Annotated in this window: 10 protein-coding genes and 1 tRNA gene; 7 read left to right on the top strand and 4 right to left on the bottom strand. The window is 63.6% G+C overall.

Translation table 11 applies throughout. The annotated features are described in order from the left end of the window. Positions 1–4: 4 nt before the first annotated feature. Positions 5–421 (bottom strand): VOC family protein, encoded by a 417-nt coding sequence (locus QTI05_RS03355; protein ID WP_286542028.1) that lies wholly within the window; start codon positions 419–421, stop codon positions 5–7. A 58-nt stretch (positions 422–479) separates the two neighbouring features. Between QTI05_RS03355 and serS the strand changes: the two genes are divergently transcribed. Together serS and QTI05_RS03345 are read left to right on the top strand one after the other, a co-directional pair. Continuing rightward, a complete protein-coding gene (serS, locus tag QTI05_RS03350; RefSeq protein ID WP_286622905.1) occupies positions 480–1,811 on the top strand; it encodes a serine--tRNA ligase in 1,332 nt (443 codons plus the stop codon). A gap of 55 nt (positions 1,812–1,866) precedes the next feature. After that, a tRNA-Ser gene (locus QTI05_RS03345) sits at positions 1,867–1,956 on the top strand. 152 nt (positions 1,957–2,108) lie between these two features. Here QTI05_RS03345 and QTI05_RS03340 read toward each other — a convergent pair. The 3 genes from QTI05_RS03340 to QTI05_RS03330 all read right to left on the bottom strand — a co-directional run bounded on the left by QTI05_RS03340 (position 2,109) and on the right by QTI05_RS03330 (position 6,971). Next, entirely contained in the window at positions 2,109–3,299 is a 1,191-nt protein-coding gene (locus QTI05_RS03340; RefSeq protein ID WP_286622904.1) for an acyltransferase family protein, read from the bottom strand. A gap of 209 nt (positions 3,300–3,508) precedes the next feature. Then, a complete protein-coding gene (locus QTI05_RS03335; RefSeq protein ID WP_286622903.1) occupies positions 3,509–6,142 on the bottom strand; it encodes a diguanylate cyclase domain-containing protein in 2,634 nt (877 codons plus the stop codon). Positions 6,143–6,338: 196 nt separating this feature from the next. After that, positions 6,339–6,971: a LuxR C-terminal-related transcriptional regulator gene (locus QTI05_RS03330; protein WP_286542034.1), complete on the bottom strand. Its 633-nt coding sequence runs from the start codon at positions 6,969–6,971 to the stop codon at positions 6,339–6,341. A 287-nt stretch (positions 6,972–7,258) separates the two neighbouring features. Here QTI05_RS03330 and QTI05_RS03325 point away from each other — a divergent pair, with 287 nt between their 5' ends. The 5 genes from QTI05_RS03325 to QTI05_RS03305 all read left to right on the top strand — a co-directional run bounded on the left by QTI05_RS03325 (position 7,259) and on the right by QTI05_RS03305 (position 16,094). Then, on the top strand, positions 7,259–8,800 hold the full coding sequence (locus QTI05_RS03325) for a sensor domain-containing diguanylate cyclase (RefSeq protein ID WP_286622902.1): 1,542 nt from the start codon (positions 7,259–7,261) through the stop codon (positions 8,798–8,800). 164 nt (positions 8,801–8,964) lie between these two features. Beyond that, complete coding sequence (locus tag QTI05_RS03320; protein ID WP_286622901.1) at positions 8,965–10,065, top strand: TRAP transporter substrate-binding protein; 1,101 nt, start codon at positions 8,965–8,967, stop codon at positions 10,063–10,065. Then, positions 10,065–13,076 (top strand): bifunctional diguanylate cyclase/phosphodiesterase, encoded by a 3,012-nt coding sequence (locus QTI05_RS03315; protein WP_286622900.1) that lies wholly within the window; start codon positions 10,065–10,067, stop codon positions 13,074–13,076. Before QTI05_RS03320 ends, QTI05_RS03315 begins: the two co-directional genes overlap by 1 nt. Before the next feature lie 10 nt (positions 13,077–13,086). Next, positions 13,087–14,880 carry a PAS-domain containing protein gene (locus QTI05_RS03310; RefSeq protein WP_286622899.1) on the top strand — a complete coding sequence of 598 codons (1,794 nt, stop codon included), beginning with the start codon at positions 13,087–13,089 and terminating at the stop codon, positions 14,878–14,880. A gap of 104 nt (positions 14,881–14,984) precedes the next feature. After that, the gene (locus QTI05_RS03305; RefSeq protein WP_286622898.1) at positions 14,985–16,094 is read left to right on the top strand and encodes a substrate-binding domain-containing protein; all 1,110 of its coding nucleotides are present in this window, start codon (positions 14,985–14,987) and stop codon (positions 16,092–16,094) included. Position 16,095 lies beyond the last annotated feature (1 nt).

The following is a 16,095-nucleotide window of genomic DNA, read 5'->3' as shown; positions in this document are numbered from 1 at the left end:
GCGTTCAGCCGGCTGCGGGCGGCTGCTCGCAATTCACCATCCACGGCACGCCGAACTTGTCTTCGAGCATGCCGAACCCGGTCGACCAGAACTGCGGGCCGTAGGGCATCGTGACCTTGCCGCCGGCCGCGAGCGCGTCGAACAGCTTTTGGCCCTCGTCCGCGGTCTTGGACTGCACCGACAGCGAGAAGCCCTTGTAGCCCTCGAAGGCCATGCCCGGCGGCATGTCAGAGCCCATGATCTTCTGGCCGCGCGCCTCGAAAGTCGCGTGCATGATTTTTCCTTTGAGCGCGTCCGGCGTCTGGGCACCCATCGGGCTCTCCCCGAAGGTCATGCTGAACAGCGTCTTGCCGCCAAGGCACTGCCCGTAGAACGCAAAGGCCTCGGCGCAATTGCCGTCGAAGGACAGATAGGCTTCCATGGTGTCTCCTGGAGAGTGACGGGTGAAGCGCCATGGTAGCCCCGCCTAAAATCGCCGCATGCTCGATATCACTCTGTTACGCAAGGACCTGGCTTCGGCCGTGGCGCGCCTTGAAACACGCAAGAAAAATCAACCCTACCTCGATGTCCAGGCCTTCACGGCGCTCGAAGCCGAGCGCAAGGTGCTGCAGACCCGCAGCGAGGAACTGCAGGCGCGTCGCAACACGCTGAACAAGCAGATCGGCCCGCTGAAGGCCAAGGGGGAGCCGGTCGATGCGCTGATGGCCGAGGTCAATGCCCTCAAGGATGAGCAGGCGTCGCAGGTCAGCCGGCTCGATGCGATCCAGCCCGAGTTGCAGGCGCTGCTGCTCGCCGTGCCCAACCTGCCGCACGCCAGCGTGCCGGTCGGTGAAGATGAGCATGCCAACGTCGAAGTCCGGCGCTGGAGCCCGCAGGGCGGCGCGGGCGCGGCAGCCAGGCCGCTCGCGTTTGCGGCCAGGGATCACGTCGATCTCGGCGCGCCGCTGGGCCTCGATTTCGAGATGGGCGCCAAGCTCGCGGGCTCGCGCTTCAGCGTGATGAAGGGGCCGATTGCGCGGCTGCACCGTGCCCTTGCGCAGTTCATGCTCGACCTGCAGACGCAGCAGCATGGCTACACCGAGTGCTATGTGCCCTACATCGTCAACGCCGAAACGCTGCGCGGTACCGGCCAGCTGCCCAAGTTCGAAGGCGACCTGTTCGCCGCGAAAAAGGGCGGGCAGGAGGGCGAGGCGGCGCCCGACAACGCGGCGCTCTACCTGATCCCCACGAGCGAAGTGCCACTCACCAACTTCATGCGCGACGAAGTCGTGGCCGAGTCGGCGCTGCCGATCCGGCTCACCGCCCACACGCCGTGTTTCCGGTCCGAGGCCGGCAGCGCCGGGCGCGACACGCGCGGCATGATCCGCCAGCACCAGTTCGACAAGGTCGAGATGGTGCAGATCACGCACCCCGAAAAGAGCTACGAGGCGCTGGAAGCCATGACCGGCCATGCCGAGGCCGTGCTGCAGGCGCTCGAGCTGCCGTACCGCGTGGTGCTGCTGTGCACGGGCGACATGGGCTTCGGCGCGACCAAGACCTACGACCTCGAAGTCTGGCTGCCGGCGCAGGACACCTACCGCGAGATCAGCTCGGTATCGAACTGCGAGGCCTTCCAGGCACGCCGGCTGCAAGCACGCTTTAAGAACGCGCAGGGCAAGAACGAACTGGTGCACACGCTCAACGGCTCTGGCCTCGCGGTCGGCCGCACGCTGGTTGCAGTGCTCGAAAACCACCAGAACGAAGACGGCTCGATCCAGCTGCCGGCGGCGCTGCGGCCCTATCTGGGCGGGCTCGAAGTCCTGCGCCCCTGAGCGGCTGAAAAGGCGCCCAAAAATGCCTGCTAGAATCGCAGGCTCGACAGACACCGGAGAGGTGGCAGAGTGGTCGAATGTACCTGACTCGAAATCAGGCGTACTAGCGATAGTACCGAGGGTTCGAATCCCTCCCTCTCCTCCAGGAATGGCTTCCAGATCACTTCACGGTGAATCGAAAACGCCCCGAAAGCCCCGCCAGCCGGGGCTTTTTTGCGTTTGGGCGCTTCACATCGCGTTTTGATATTTCGCAGCCACAAGCAAGCAAGCGCGGATCTGTTGCGAATCCGAATGGTACTAGGCCAGAACGGGGCGAGTACCAGCGGAGGGGGTGGCCCCGGCCACCCTTCGGGTTGGAAAGAGAAACTTGGCAAAGCGAATTGCTGGCGTGTCGATGACCTTCTCGAACGCCCATGCAACCACGATGATGACTGCCGACGTGGCCACGAAAGCTGCGCTTGCGGCGGCGCTGCGCGAGGCCAGACGTTCTTGCAGTAGCCAGTTGAATGTGCCGCATCCGACAGTGAAGAGGATCGGAAGGTGGACGAGGTAGAACGGGAAGGAAATTCGGCCCAGGAACTGGGCGAAGGGGCTCCCCAGCAACAAGGAGAACGCACCTCCGCGCACGCCGTACACCACCAAGGCGCCGCCAAGGACGCAGTAGAGCTGGAATCGAGTCTCGAGCTCAAGCGGCAGCGCGTTCATCCAGGAAAACATCGGGGATGCATCGACGCTGGCGAGCGCGAGGCCCGCGATTGCGGTGAACCACGCCACAACCTTGCGCTGAGGCCGGGGCCACTCTCCGATATGGCTCCCCAACAAGAAGGCCAGGTAGAAAGGCCAAAACTGCGGAACCAAGAAGAAGATCAAGGCCACGTAGATGGTGGCGGCCAAGATGGATCGCCTGCCCGGCCAAGCAATGAGCCGGTAGGCGAAGATCAGCATCGAGCCGATGAACTCCATGCGCATCGTCCAGAGTGCGGGGTTGTAATAGTGCTGATCGGTGACCATGGATCCATACAAGCCTTCGCGCAAGGCGGCCCAAACGTCCGGGCCACTGGGGAGTTTCTGACTCAACAGCCACGCCGAACTGGTGAGAGCAAGAGTGCCATCGATCTTGTACCCCACCGTGGTCATCAGGACGAATGCAAGGGCGACGCTGAAGAAAACCGGGATGCCGAGCCTGAGGTAGCGCTGAGCGGCCATCGCCCGCAGGATCTCGGGGTCGCCGCGCTCCACGAAGGCCTTCGTGAGCACGTAGCCACTGAGCACGAAGAACACGCTAACCGAGAAGCGGCCGTTCCACAAAAGGGAAAGGAAGGGGGTATTGATCACCTGCTCGACTTTCCCGACGAGTGCGCCTTCTCCGGCTACGCCGGGAAAGAGCAGAACCAAGCCAGCCGGAAAGAACGCCAAGAGAAAGTGCGAAATGAAAACGGTAAAGGCTGCTATGCCTCTTAGGCCGTCTGCGTGCTTGTCCTTGTCCAAAAAGTTTCCCCACCCATACAGTGGGTGCGCAAGGATACCGCGCTCGGCCTGGCACAAGGTCTGCGGGTGTGTTGTCGAAGGGGGATGAGGACGATCGAGACGGTGCAGGAAAAGGGGCGGAAGTGATCATGCTCACCGGCAAGTGCCGAAGCTCGGTATCCCCTTCCGGGGCATTTTTTGTTTGGGTTGCCCGGCGGCTCGTCCGGTGTTCACGTGGGAGTCGACTCCGGAAACGTTGCCATCTGGCAATTGTTGCGACCCACCCCCTTGGCCTGGTAGAGCATCTCGTCCGCCTTCTGCGTGAGTTGTTTCGGGGTTGACCCTTCGCCTTCGTAGTACGCAACCCCGATGCTTGCGCTGATGTTCAGCGTGCGGTCGTCGAGCACGAAGGGATCGCTCATCTCCTTCAGGATCTTCTCCGCGACGGCGCGCGCGTCGTCCGGCGTGCGCAGGGCCTGCAGGATCACGGTGAACTCGTCACCGCCCAGGCGCGCAACGAAATCCGCAGCGCGGGTCGCGCGCAAGAGGCGCACGGCCACGGCGCGCAGCAGCGCGTCGCCGCAGAGGTGCCCCCAGCGGTCGTTGATCTGCTTGAAATGGTCGATGTCGATGTACATGAGTGCCATGGGCGCAGCTTTCGCCGGGCCCGCGGTCATCGACTCGGCAAGGCGTTTCTCGAAGGCGCTCCGGTTGCCCAGCCCGGTGAGCGGGTCCTGGTTCGCCAGTTGAACCAGCCGCCGTTCTTCGCGCTTCTGGCGGGTGATGTCGGTGGTGACCGCATGAAAGCCGATGATCGTGTTCCCGTCGGCGCCTCTCTGGGGAATGTAGTTGGCTTCGTAGAAGACATGGTCTGTCGCCGTGACGACCTCGTTCTGGAAGGTCACGGGTTCGCCCGCCAAGACCGTCTTCAGGTGCGGCTCGATCCCGCGATAGGCCGTTTCACCGAGGAGTTCCTCGACGGTGCGCCCCGGTATGGCATCGCGGCTGAAGCCGAACGTCCCGTCGTAGGCTTGGTTGACGAACTGGTAGCGCTGCGATGCATCGACGTAGGCCACTCGCATCGGCAATGCGTCTGCCATCGTGCGCAGGCGCGCTTCGCTTTCCGAGAGCGCCCGCTCCGTGGCCTTGGCCGCCGAGATGTCCCGCATGATGCCGGAGAAGCGCTCGAGCTTCCCGTTCTTGTCACGGTGGGCAATGACCAGGTGGCTCACCGGGAACACCTGGTGGTCGGCATTCCAGATGTTCGACTCGCCGATCCACAGGCCCGTCTTCACGGCCGTGGGAACCACTTCGTTGTAGAGGCGCGCCAGCGTTTCGGGCGGATTGAAATCGGCCATCTGGAGATGCGTGATCGACGCATCGAGCGGTATGCCCGTGCACCGGCGTGCCGCGGGGTTCATGTAGGTCAGCTTCCCGGCGGTGTCCAGCTGGACGACGTAGTCCGGCGTCGCTTCGAAGATGGCAGTGAGCGTGCGCAACGCCTGTTCCGCGTGGGTTCTCTCCGTGATGTCCGATAACGTGCCTACCTGTCCGACGACACGGCCGTCAGCGACGACCGGGCGCATCTGCAGGGATATCAGCACCGCGGCGCCGTCGCTGCGCTGCAGTCGCTGTGTGAGCCGATATGGCTGGTTCTTCGTGACGAGTTCCTGCCAGTCTCTCCATACCTGCGGCCGGATGTCTTCCGGGATCAGGCTCAACCAGCCTTTGGATGCCTCGCTCCGATCCAGCCCGTGGATCTGCAGGTAGGCGTCGTTGACGTACACCATCGTGCCTTCAGCGTCGGCACGGAAAAGCCCCAGGGGGGACGCATCCATCACGGCCGCCATCTCGGAGCGCTTGTCGCGCAGATCCCGCATCAGTGCGTCGAATTCGCGCGCGAGGTCTCCTCGCTCATCGCCCGCCCGGATATCGAGCGCGACATCGCCGTCCGGCGACTGACGCAACTTCTTGATGGCCTTGTGCAGCTTGCCCATCGGGTGCATCAGCCAGACCGTGCCCGCCCACACCAGCACGCTGCAGACCAGCGCCAGTAGAAGCATCTGACTCAGCAATGTGCTGCGGGCCGCAACCAGCGGCGCGTACGCTGCCTGGGCGGGCAGCACCAGGCGCAATGTCCAGCCGGTGGTCGGCAGGGAGGCGCTGGTGACCAGGCCACCGAAACCATCCGCCGCCTCGACCGAGGCGGGCTGCAGTACCTGCGTCGGGTCCGGATGAACGATGTAGACCGGATCGGGCCCGGCCGTTTCGATGACATAGTGGCCACCGCCCCCGACCTGAGCCCGTGCGAGGTCGCCCAGCACGTTCGGCCGCGTGAGCTCGAGGCCCGCGCCGAGAAAGCCTACGACGTGCGCGTGGCCGTCTTTCACGGGCACGACGATCACGATCGCGGGTTGGTCGGTGGTACGCGCGCGCAAGGGTGGAGAGATGGCGGTGATCCCGCCATTGCGAGCCCGCTGAAAATAAGCCCGATCCGCGATGCTCACCGCCTTCGCGTTCGGCGGATCGCTGGCGACCATGTTGCCGTCGAGCGCGATCAGGGCAACGCCGTCGAATGTCGTTCGCAACCTGCTCTCCTGAAGAAAGCGTTGCTGCGCTTGCGCCGTACTGAAGGTTTCTGCATTGGCGCCGCGGGCTTCGCGCGCCAGCAGATTGAGGTGCGTCCCGATCTTGTAGTCAATGCCATCGGCAGCCAGTTGTGTCATGGCTTGCTGCTGCTCCTGCATCAAGCTCACATACTTGTTGGAGAGGCTTCGGTACTGCCATGCCGCCGCTGCGCCCACGAGCGCAAGCACGAGCGAGGTCGTCAGCATTGCCGTCTTGATCGGCAAGGTCAGCCGCATTGGCACCTTTCGGGGCGACCCTTGCGCAGAGGCCGGAGGGCCGCTGGCGTGATCGAACACTTTCGACCTAAGTCTTTGATCCACGCGAGTGAACAGTGCATTCACGCAAATCTATCCGCAATCGGAATGTCGTGCGAGATCCTGTCCAATCGGCAAGGGCGGATCGTGCACAAGTAGCGGCGATGCGATGCGCGCTTCAGTGGATGAGCCTGTGCTTTAGCGCATAGCGGGTCAGATCGCTGTTGGACGCGAGGCCCAGCTTCAGCATCAGGCGCCTTCGGTAGGTGCTCACGGTCTTTTGCGAAAGCGAAAGCCGGTCGGCGATCCGTTCGGATCTGTCACCGGTCGCCAGCGCTAGAAACACCTCGGCCTCACGTTTGGACAACTCCTCATGCGGGGCGTGGGTTTCCTCGGAATCGAGTGCGCGCGCGAGCAGCTTGGAGACACTCGCAGGCAAGGGTCGCTGCCCCATTGAAACGAGCCGGACGGCTCTGACGATCTCCAGCGGTTCACATCGCATGTCGAGATAGCCGCGCGCGCCTTCGCGAACCAGGGTTGCCGCACCTTCGTCGTCGTAGCTGGCGCTCAGCACCAGCACGCGCGTGCGGGGGCTCCGGGCGTGTATGGCCTTTATCGCGTCTGCGCCGTTCGGGCCGGGCCCGCGCAAGTCGAGTATGAGGACGTCGATCTCGACGGTGCCCACGAGCTGGACAGCCGCCTCCAGGCCGGCAGCCTCGCCGACCACCCACAGATCGATGAATCGTGCGAACAGGTCGCGCAGGCCGGAACGGACGATGCCGAATTCGTCAGCGACGCCGATCCTGATCATGGTTCAAAGTGGTAAGCGCATCGCATTGGGTCATTGGTCCAGGTCAATCTATGCGGGTTCGGTCAGTGGCGCCGCAAGGGCTTGCGTATCCCCGGATCGCGAGAGGGATGCTCGAGGCCGTCTCGATCTCACCTTCCTCGAAGACGGTTGCCGAATCTTCGTGCTCAATGGCCGGTCTGATATTGAGCTGGATCAACTGCGATCGAACTCTGCAGGCCGTTCGGCGACGCCGCCCGGCGCCTGTTGAGAGGCAGAATCGAGCACGTCAACGTTTGGAGCCACCGAACATGCCAGCGCGTTTCCAGCGGCCAACCATCATTTTTCGAACGATTGCTTTCGTGGCCATCGTCTGCGTCAGTCTCGTCGCGATCGATGCCTGGAACAGCTGGAGTGCGCGCTCGGTCCAACTCCGACAAATGGGTGTCGCCACTTCGAACCTTGCGCGCGCAATGGCGCAGCAGGCCGACGACACGATCAAGGCGGCCGACACGGCGCTGATCGGCATCGTGGAGCGCGTCGAATACGACGGAACCGGCCCGGTCGCCATCGCGCGCTTGCGCAGGCTCATGGCGATGCGCTTGGCTGAGCTTTCGCAACTCGATGGCTTGCACGTCTACGACGCGAACGGCGACTGGGTTGCGAACACGCGGCCGGCCACGGTGCCGAACCTGAACAATGCGGATCGGGAGTATTTCGTTTTCCATCGCACCCACGAGGACCGAGGTCCTCACATCGGTGTTCCGGTCAAGAGTCGAACCACCGGCAAGTTGCTCATTCCGGTTTCTCGACGCATCAATCATGGTGATGGCAGTTTTGCCGGGGTCGCGCTCGCCACGATCGACATCGATTTCCTGATGAATTTCTACAACAGCCTCGAGATCGGCCAGGCCGGCGCGGTGGTGCTGGTGACGGAGAGCGGGGTCATGATGACGCGCCGACCGTACACCACCGCCATGGTTGGGAAAAGCATGCTGGACACCGAGCTTTTCCGTCAGTATTCGTCGCGTGGGCCGGTTGGAGAGGCCTACATCACATCAGCGCAGGATGGCGTGACGCGGTTGAACAGTTTTCGCCGCCTTGCGCACTACCCCCTGTTCGTCGCCGCGGCGTTGTCCAAGGACGAAATCCTCGCCACCTGGTGGCGCGATACGCTCTGGCATTCGGGCGGGGTGATCTTTCTCGTGATGGTGGTGGCGTTCGTCGGCTGGCGGCTGATCAAGCAGATCGAACTGCGAACCCGGACCGAGGCCGAACTCGTGCGCGCCCGGGACGCATTGGAGAGCCTCAACAAGACACTGAACAAGCTCGCCATGCAGGATGGTCTCACGGGGCTGGCGAACCGTCGGCAATTCGACCTGACACTCGACAGCGAATTCAGCCGGGCGATGCGCAATGCGAGCACGCTGGCCCTGATCCTGATCGATGTCGATCGCTTCAAGCAATACAACGATGTCTACGGCCATGCTGCCGGCGACGAGTGTTTGCAGACGATCTGTCGCACGATCAGGGAACTCACTCCGAGCCGTCCCGGGGATCTTGCTGCGCGCTACGGCGGTGAAGAAATCGCGGTGCTGCTGCCGAACACCGATGTCGCGGGCGCCGTCGCCGTTGCGGAAAAGATCCGCAACGCCATTCGCGAACTGGAGATCGTGCACAGCGGCAATGCGGGTGGCTTTGTCACCTTGAGCGCCGGGGTGGATGCGCTCATTCCCGTTTCCGGATTCGATCAGCCCACGGAGTTGATTCAGGCGGCGGACAAGGCGCTGTACACCGCCAAGGCGGGGGGGCGCAACCGCGTATGCGCCAGCAGGGAGACGGCGCCTTTGTGAGCGGGGCCGGTGCAGGTTCTGCGGTGAGTTCCAAAGTATTAGTTGGATCGACGGATCATCGATGGCTTCTGTCCCGGCAGAGGCTGGATCAGTTGCAGATGCAGCACAGGTTGGACCCATAACCATGCCCGACGTGAAAAAAACACGCTGTCTACCCCCAATCGTTGAGCCACGCACCCCATGGTGCGCCCATGATCGGGACAATGAAATTCTCTAGTCCATTCCGTCTGGCCTGGGTTGCCTTGCTTCTCGCATGGTTCACCACGGTTTGCGCAGCGCAGCCCGCACCGGAACGCAGGCTTCGAATTGTTGGTGGGCTCGCGACAGTCAGCCAATACACCCTGCACGAAGAGCCATTCTGGTCTCGGGAACTGGCGCGGTTGAGTGAAGGAAAGTACGCCGCGAGCATCGTGCCCTTCAACCGGGCTGGCGTGCCCGGACCCGAGATGCTCCATCTCATGAAACTGGGTGTCGTTCCATTCGGCACTGCGCTGCTGAGCCAGGTGGCCAGCAACGAACCCGAGTTGGGCGCCGCTGACCTCGCTGGCCTCAATCCGGACATGGCGACGATGCGGCGCGTGATTGCCGCCTTCCGTCCCACGCTCGAAAAACGGCTGGGCGACCAGTTCAACGTCGAGTTGCTCGCGGTCTACGTCTACCCGGCCCAAGTGGTCTTTTGCAAGCAGGCCGTCACCCAGTTGTCCGATCTTGCAGGCCGACGGATCCGTGTTTCCGGAGTGAGCCAGGCCGATTTCGTGAGCGCACTGAAGGCGACACCCGTGCTCACCGAGTTCTCCGAGTTGATGTCCAACATGAACTCCGACAACACGGAATGTGCAATCACCGGCGCCATGTCCGGCAATACGCTCGGACTCCACAAGATCACGCGCGGGCTCTACTCGATGCCTCTCGGTTGGGGGCTCGCGGTGTTCGGGGCCAACCGGAACACCTGGAACACGCTTCCCGCCGACCTGAAGACGCTGCTGAAAACCGAGCTGCCCAAACTCGAAGCCGCGATCTGGGAAGAGTCGGAACGCGAAACCGGCAACGGCGTTGCCTGCAACACGGGCGCCGACACATGCACCCGGGGAACCAAGGGCGCGATGGTCGAGGCACGCCCCTCCGCTGCAGATGAGCGTCGACGTCGGGACATCTTCGCCAAGGACGTGCTCGCGCCATGGGCCAAGCGGTGCGGAGCAGGATGCGTCAAGCTCTGGGAGCAGACGATCGGCCCGGCAGTGGGTATCAAGGCACCGGGTCCCTGATGAACAAGCTGCTGCCACGACGGATCACCGCCACCATCTATGGCGTGGCGGCGGTGTTTCTCGTGGCGGTTCTGGGCAGCGCAGTCGTTCTGACCTCGGCGACGCGCGACAAGGCCATCGCCGACAGCCAGGACCAGGCCACACGGTTCGTGAGTGGCTCGGAAGCGGCGCTCAATCGCAGCCTCCTGGGCGTGGACCTGTTGCTGGCCGACCTGAGCGAGGGGCTGCAGGCTTCTTCGGAGGCCACGATCGTGGCCGATGCGACGCGCAACCAGCTGGCGCAGCAGATGCAAGGGGTGGTTCGGCAGAACCTGCTGGTGCGGTACGTTGCGGTTCTGGACGCACGCGATGAAGTGGTTGTGTCATCTGACCGGCAAGGTGCCAAGGCGGCGATTCGACTGCCTGCCGGTTTTTTGCGGCAGGTGCTGGAACAGCCCGCGTCGACGCTCGCGATCAGCGCGCCATTCGTCAGTGCGCTGACGTCGCAGCGCGTCGTGTACTTCGCGCGGGATCTGCGACTGAAGGACGGCAGCCACATCGTGGCAATTGCAGAAGTGCAGCTCTCCTTGCTGACCACCATCCTGATGCAGGGCGCCGACATCGAGGGACTGGAAGTCACCCTGGAGCACGAAGCAGGGCCGGTCCTGGTGAGCATGCCCCGCCGTGACGATCTTTCGGGGCAGGCCATCACGCCTGCGCTGAGCGAACAAGTCCTCGATGGGAGCCCGCGATATTTGCCTGCACGCCTGAGCGGTGCGCCGGCGATCGTCGTGGCGCGGCCGACGCTTCACAGAAACCTGCTGATCGTGGCCAGTATTCCCTTGCAATCTGCCCTGCGGGATTGGCGCACGCAACAAGCTTTCATCTGGAGCGCGGCCGGCACTTTCATGCTGATGATCCTCGGCGTGGTCTATCTCACGCGCATGCATTTGCGCCGGCAATGGCAATCCAAGGCCACCTTGAACCAGGCTCTCGAATCGATGGTGGATGGCTTCGTGCTGCTGGATTCGAAGGATCGCGTGCTCACATGGAACCGCCGTTTCGGGGAAATATTTCCCTGGTCACGGGACATGATCCGCCCGCTCCAGCCATTCCAGGAAATTGTCGAGCGAGGCGAGGACCACGTTGTTGCAGCAGTGGTCGATGGCGAGCAGACAGCGTCATTCGATCCACATCAGAAGCAGCAAGTGCAGGGCGAGCGGGAACTCACCCTTGCAGGGGGGGGCGTCATTCTCGCGGTCACAAGACGCACGCCGGACGGTGGCTCGATGTGCGTGTACCGGGACATCACGGAAAAGCGACGACACATCGCGGACATCCTCGAGGGCAAGGTGCAATTGCAGGCCACGCTCGACGCGCTGCCGGACGTCTTGCTCGAACTGGGGCTGGACGGTCAATGCCATCGTTTCCACTCGCCGCGCACGCCTGGGGCCGCCATCGATGATGTCCGGAATCCGGTGGGCCGGACGATCGGTGACCTGCTGCCGCCGGACGCCGTGGCCGAGGTCATGGCGGCGCTGCAGGAGTCCTATGTGTCCGGCTTTTCCGCGGGCCGCCAGTTCGAACGCCGCGCTGCACAGGGAACCACCTGGTTCGAAATATCCGTGTCCCGCATGCCGGTCGGCGAAGGGGTCGATGCGCGATTCATCGTCATCCTGCGCAATATCACCGACCGCAAGTCCGCTGCGCGCCAGATCGAGCATCTGGCGTTCTACGACGGCCTCACGGGCCTGCCCAACCGCCGGATGCTTCTGCACCGGTTGACCGCGGCAATCGTCAGCAACAGCCGGGGTTCACGACACGGCGGGCTGTTGTTTCTCGACCTGGACAAGTTCAAGACGCTCAATGATGCGCACGGCCATGCGATGGGTGATCTGCTGCTCAAGCAGGTGGCAGCGCGAATCTCGCGCATCATGCGCGACGGCGATACGGTTGCCCGGTTGGGAGGCGACGAATTTGTCGTGCTGCTGGAGAACCTGAGCGAGGACAGCGCGGTTGCAACCACGCAAACCAGGGCACTCGGAGAGGCCATCCTGGCCGAGATGCACCAGCCGTTCGATATTGCCACCCATCCTTACTTCAGCACCTGCAGCATCGGTGCCACGCTTTTTCGCGACAACCAACTTTCGCTCGATGGCCTGCTCAAGCAGGCCGACATCGCGATGTACTACGCCAAGATCGCCGGCGGAAGGGCGATGCAGTTCTTCGAGCCGGCGATGCAGACCGTCATCACCGCTCGCGCCACCCTGGAGACCGAGCTGCATACCGCGATGGCGGCCAACCAGTTCGTCCTGCATTACCAGCCCCAGGTGACTGACGGCGGCGGGCTCGTCGGCGCCGAGGTGCTGGTTCGCTGGCAACATCCTCATCGCGGCATGGTGCCTCCCGCCGGCTTCATCGAAGTGGCAGAAGAGACCGGGCTGATCGTTCCCATCGGCCTGTGGGTGCTCGAGCAAGCCTGCATCCAGCTGGAACGCTGGAGCCACCATCCCAGAAGATCGAACTTGCAGATCGCGGTGAATGTGAGTGCGCGGCAGTTCCGCAGCGACGACTTCGCGGACCAGGTGCGAGACGTGCTGATTCGAACCGGGGCCGATCCCTCGAAGCTCAAGCTCGAACTCACGGAAAGCCTGCTGCAGGACAAGGTGACCGAGACCATCCGGAAGATGAAATCGCTCGCCGCCATCGGCATCCAGTTCTCCATGGACGACTTCGGCACGGGCTTCTCGTCGCTCTCCTACATGACCCAGCTTCCGCTGCACCAGGTCAAGATCGACAAGTCTTTCGTGCAGGGCATCGGCATCGATCGGAAAGTCGAATTGATCATCCAGACCATCATCGGCATGGCGCGCAGCCTCGATCTGGCGATCGTTGCGGAGGGCGTCGAAACAGAGCAGCAACTTGCCTTTCTGGAAAAGCATGGCTGTACGCTGTACCAGGGATACCTGTTCGGCAAACCCGTGGCTCTTGCCGAATTCGATTCGGAATTGAACGCGGAAACGACTGGCTGAACGCCGCCCCATGCAATCAGCATCGACGCCGATCGAAGAAGCCCGCAGGGCGCAGGCCTTGCTCGTTCTGCGTCCGATGGTCGACGGGCTCGACGCGCTCGGTGTGGCGGTGTGCGCTTTCGACGAGGCCGATGGAGCGCTGCTCTGGAATCGGAGTTTTCTCAGGTTCTTCCCCGAGCATGCGGTGCACATTCATGCCGGGGAGCCCTATGCAGACAATCTGCGGCGGTTCTACCTCGAGCGCCTCGGGCCCGAGGAACTGCCGTTGCTCGAGCAATACGTGCGGGAAGCCATGGCGCGCCATCGCACGCTGCAGCGTCCGTATTCCTTCGAGCATCGGGGCGTGCGTCTGCATGTGAACGCAATCCAGGTGCCCGGCGCCGGCCGCGTCCGGATCTGGCGCTCCGACGAGCATGCGGCGTCGGCTGGCGAAGAAGGGGCCGAGGCCGCCGCCACAAGGCAGTCCAGCATGCCGGCCGTCGTCGAGTCGACACTGCTCGACCATGTTGCCGATGGCGTCATGGTCACGGATTCCGCCGACAGGATTCTTTGGGTCAACGAGCCATTTGTGACGATGCTGGGGCTGAGCGGGCGGGCATCGGCCATTGGCATGGGTTTCGTCGAGACCTACCGCCTGGCCTGGCGCGACCACGCGCCCGGCGAACGTGCTCTGTTCGAGCACGCGCTGCTCAATCTGGCCGAGAACATGCGGTTCGCCGGCGCCCCGTTCGAACTGCCTTTGCCCGGTGATCGCTGGAGTCGCGTCGCCGCACAGCTCAGTCCGGACGACAGGCGGTTCTATGTGCACGTGGACATCACGTTGCTCAAGCGCCAGCAGCATCAACTGCAGGCGGCGGAGGCGCGTGCGCGCGAGAGCGAGGCGCTCTTGAAAAGCAAGTCGATGCTGCTCGAGGCCACGCTCGACCGGATGGAGCAGGGCATCATGATGGTGAATCCGGATCGCGTGGTCGAGGTCTGCAACAGACGCGCCCGGGAACTGCTTGAACTGCCGCATTCGCTGATGGCGCGGCGACCAGGCTTTGGCGAGGTGCTTGCCTACCAGTGGGCGACCGACGAGTTCAGGCACACCTCGCAGGACGTGCTGGAATTCATTCGCGCCGGCGGCATACTCGACAAGCCACACAGCTACAGCCGCAAGCGCCCCGACGGGCGGGTGATCGAGGTCCAGAGCGTGCCGATCGAAGGCGGCGGCGTCGTGAGAACCTACACAGACATCACGGAACGCAGGCAGAACGAGGAGCGCATCGAATATCTGGCGCGCCACGATGGCCTCACGTCGCTTGCCAGCCGCGACGTATTCCTGGAGGCGTTGCAGAGCGCAACCGCCGAGTCCAGGGGCACCGGCGAGGTGTTTGCGGTCTACTTCATCGATCTGGACAAGTTCAAGCTGATCAACGATCGCTTCGGTCACGCCGTCGGCGATCTGGTGCTGGTTCAGGCGGCCGATCGACTGCGGCTGCAGGCCGCTGAATTCGAAGTGGCGGCACGGCTCGGCGGTGACGAGTTCGCGATTCTCAAGCGCCGTGTGGACGGTGCTCCTGCTGCGATGGCGTTCGCCGAGCGGCTGCTAGATTCTTTTCGTCCGCTGATGGCGATCGAGCACCACACGCTCCGGCTCGGCGCATCCATCGGGGTGGCGCTGTACCCTGGCAGCGGTGACGATCCCGACCTGTTGTTGCGCACGGCGGACTCCGCCATGTACCTTGCCAAGGCCAGCGGCGCCGGTCACGCGCGCCTGCTCAATCGCGGAGTCGAACCCGTCGGTGAGACATCGCCGGGCTGATGCAAAAAGCCACCGGACACGTTCCTGTGTGTGGGCTGGCGAACCGACGTAATGCACGAGAACCGCTAGAAAGCGGTTGGAGGTTCCCGATTCCTGTGCCCGAAATGCTGGCGAGGCAGCTTGCTGCCGCCGTCTTTCTCTCCGCCTGTTGCTGGTCGTCCTTGGCGAGCGCAGACACCGTGGACCAGGTGTCTGTCACGCAGGCGCTCCGGGTCGTTTCCGAGGCGGCCAAGCACGGCGCGTCCTGGACAGGCCCGCAATCGGGCCCGGCTGCGCCCGCCGGCAAGACCATCGTGTTCGTCGCCGAAGATCTGCGCAACGGCGGTATCGTCGGCGTCGCGCAGGGCGCACGCGAGGCGGCGCGCATCCTCGGCTGGACAGTCAAGATCGTCGACGCGGGTGGAACTGCGGCCGGTCGGTCGAAGGCGCTGGCTGCTGCGCTGGCCGCGTCGCCGCATGGCGTCGTGCTGGGTGGACTCGATGCGGTCGAGAACAGCCCGGCGCTCGCCCGGCTTTCCCGAAGCGGCGTGCCGATCGTGGGCTGGCATGCCGGTTCGCTGCCGGGCCCGATCGGGGGGACGCCGGTGGCCATGAACGTGACGACGGATCCGCTGGAAGTGGCGCGCGTGACCGCGATGGCGGCGGTGGCGCAATCCGGTGGACGCGCCGGTGTCGTGATCTTCACCGACTCCCGATACCGCATCGCAATGGCCAAGGCCGATGCAATGGCTGCAGTCGTGCGCACCTGCAAGGGCTGCACGGTGCTGGAAGTGCGCGACGTTCCCTTGTCCGAGAGCGACGCGCGGATGCCGGCGATCACGCTGGAACTCCTGCAGCGCTACGGCAGACGATGGACCCATGCGCTGGCGATCAACGACATCGTGTTCGATTACGCGATTCCCACCCTCACGAAGGCCGGCCTGTCCGGCGATGGATTGAGCCTGCTTTCGGCCGGCGACGGCAGCGCGCCCGCGTTCCTGCGCATTCAGGCCAGGACATTCCAGACAGGCACTGTTGCCGAGCCGCTGAACCAGCAAGGCTGGCAGGCACTCGATGAACTGAATCGCCTGATGGCGCGCGAGCCCGTGAGTGGCTTTGTCGCGCCAGTGCACCTGGTCACTGCAGAGAACATCGCGTTCGACGGCGGCCCGACTCTGCGGTATGACCCCGACAACGGCTACCGGGCGATCTACAAACGCATCTGGCGGCGTTGAT

Origin of the sequence: Variovorax fucosicus, from assembly GCF_030316825.1 — a bacterium.
In the GTDB taxonomy this organism is placed as follows: domain Bacteria; phylum Pseudomonadota; class Gammaproteobacteria; order Burkholderiales; family Burkholderiaceae_C; genus Variovorax; species Variovorax fucosicus.
This window is presented reverse-complemented; position numbering and strand designations above follow the sequence as displayed.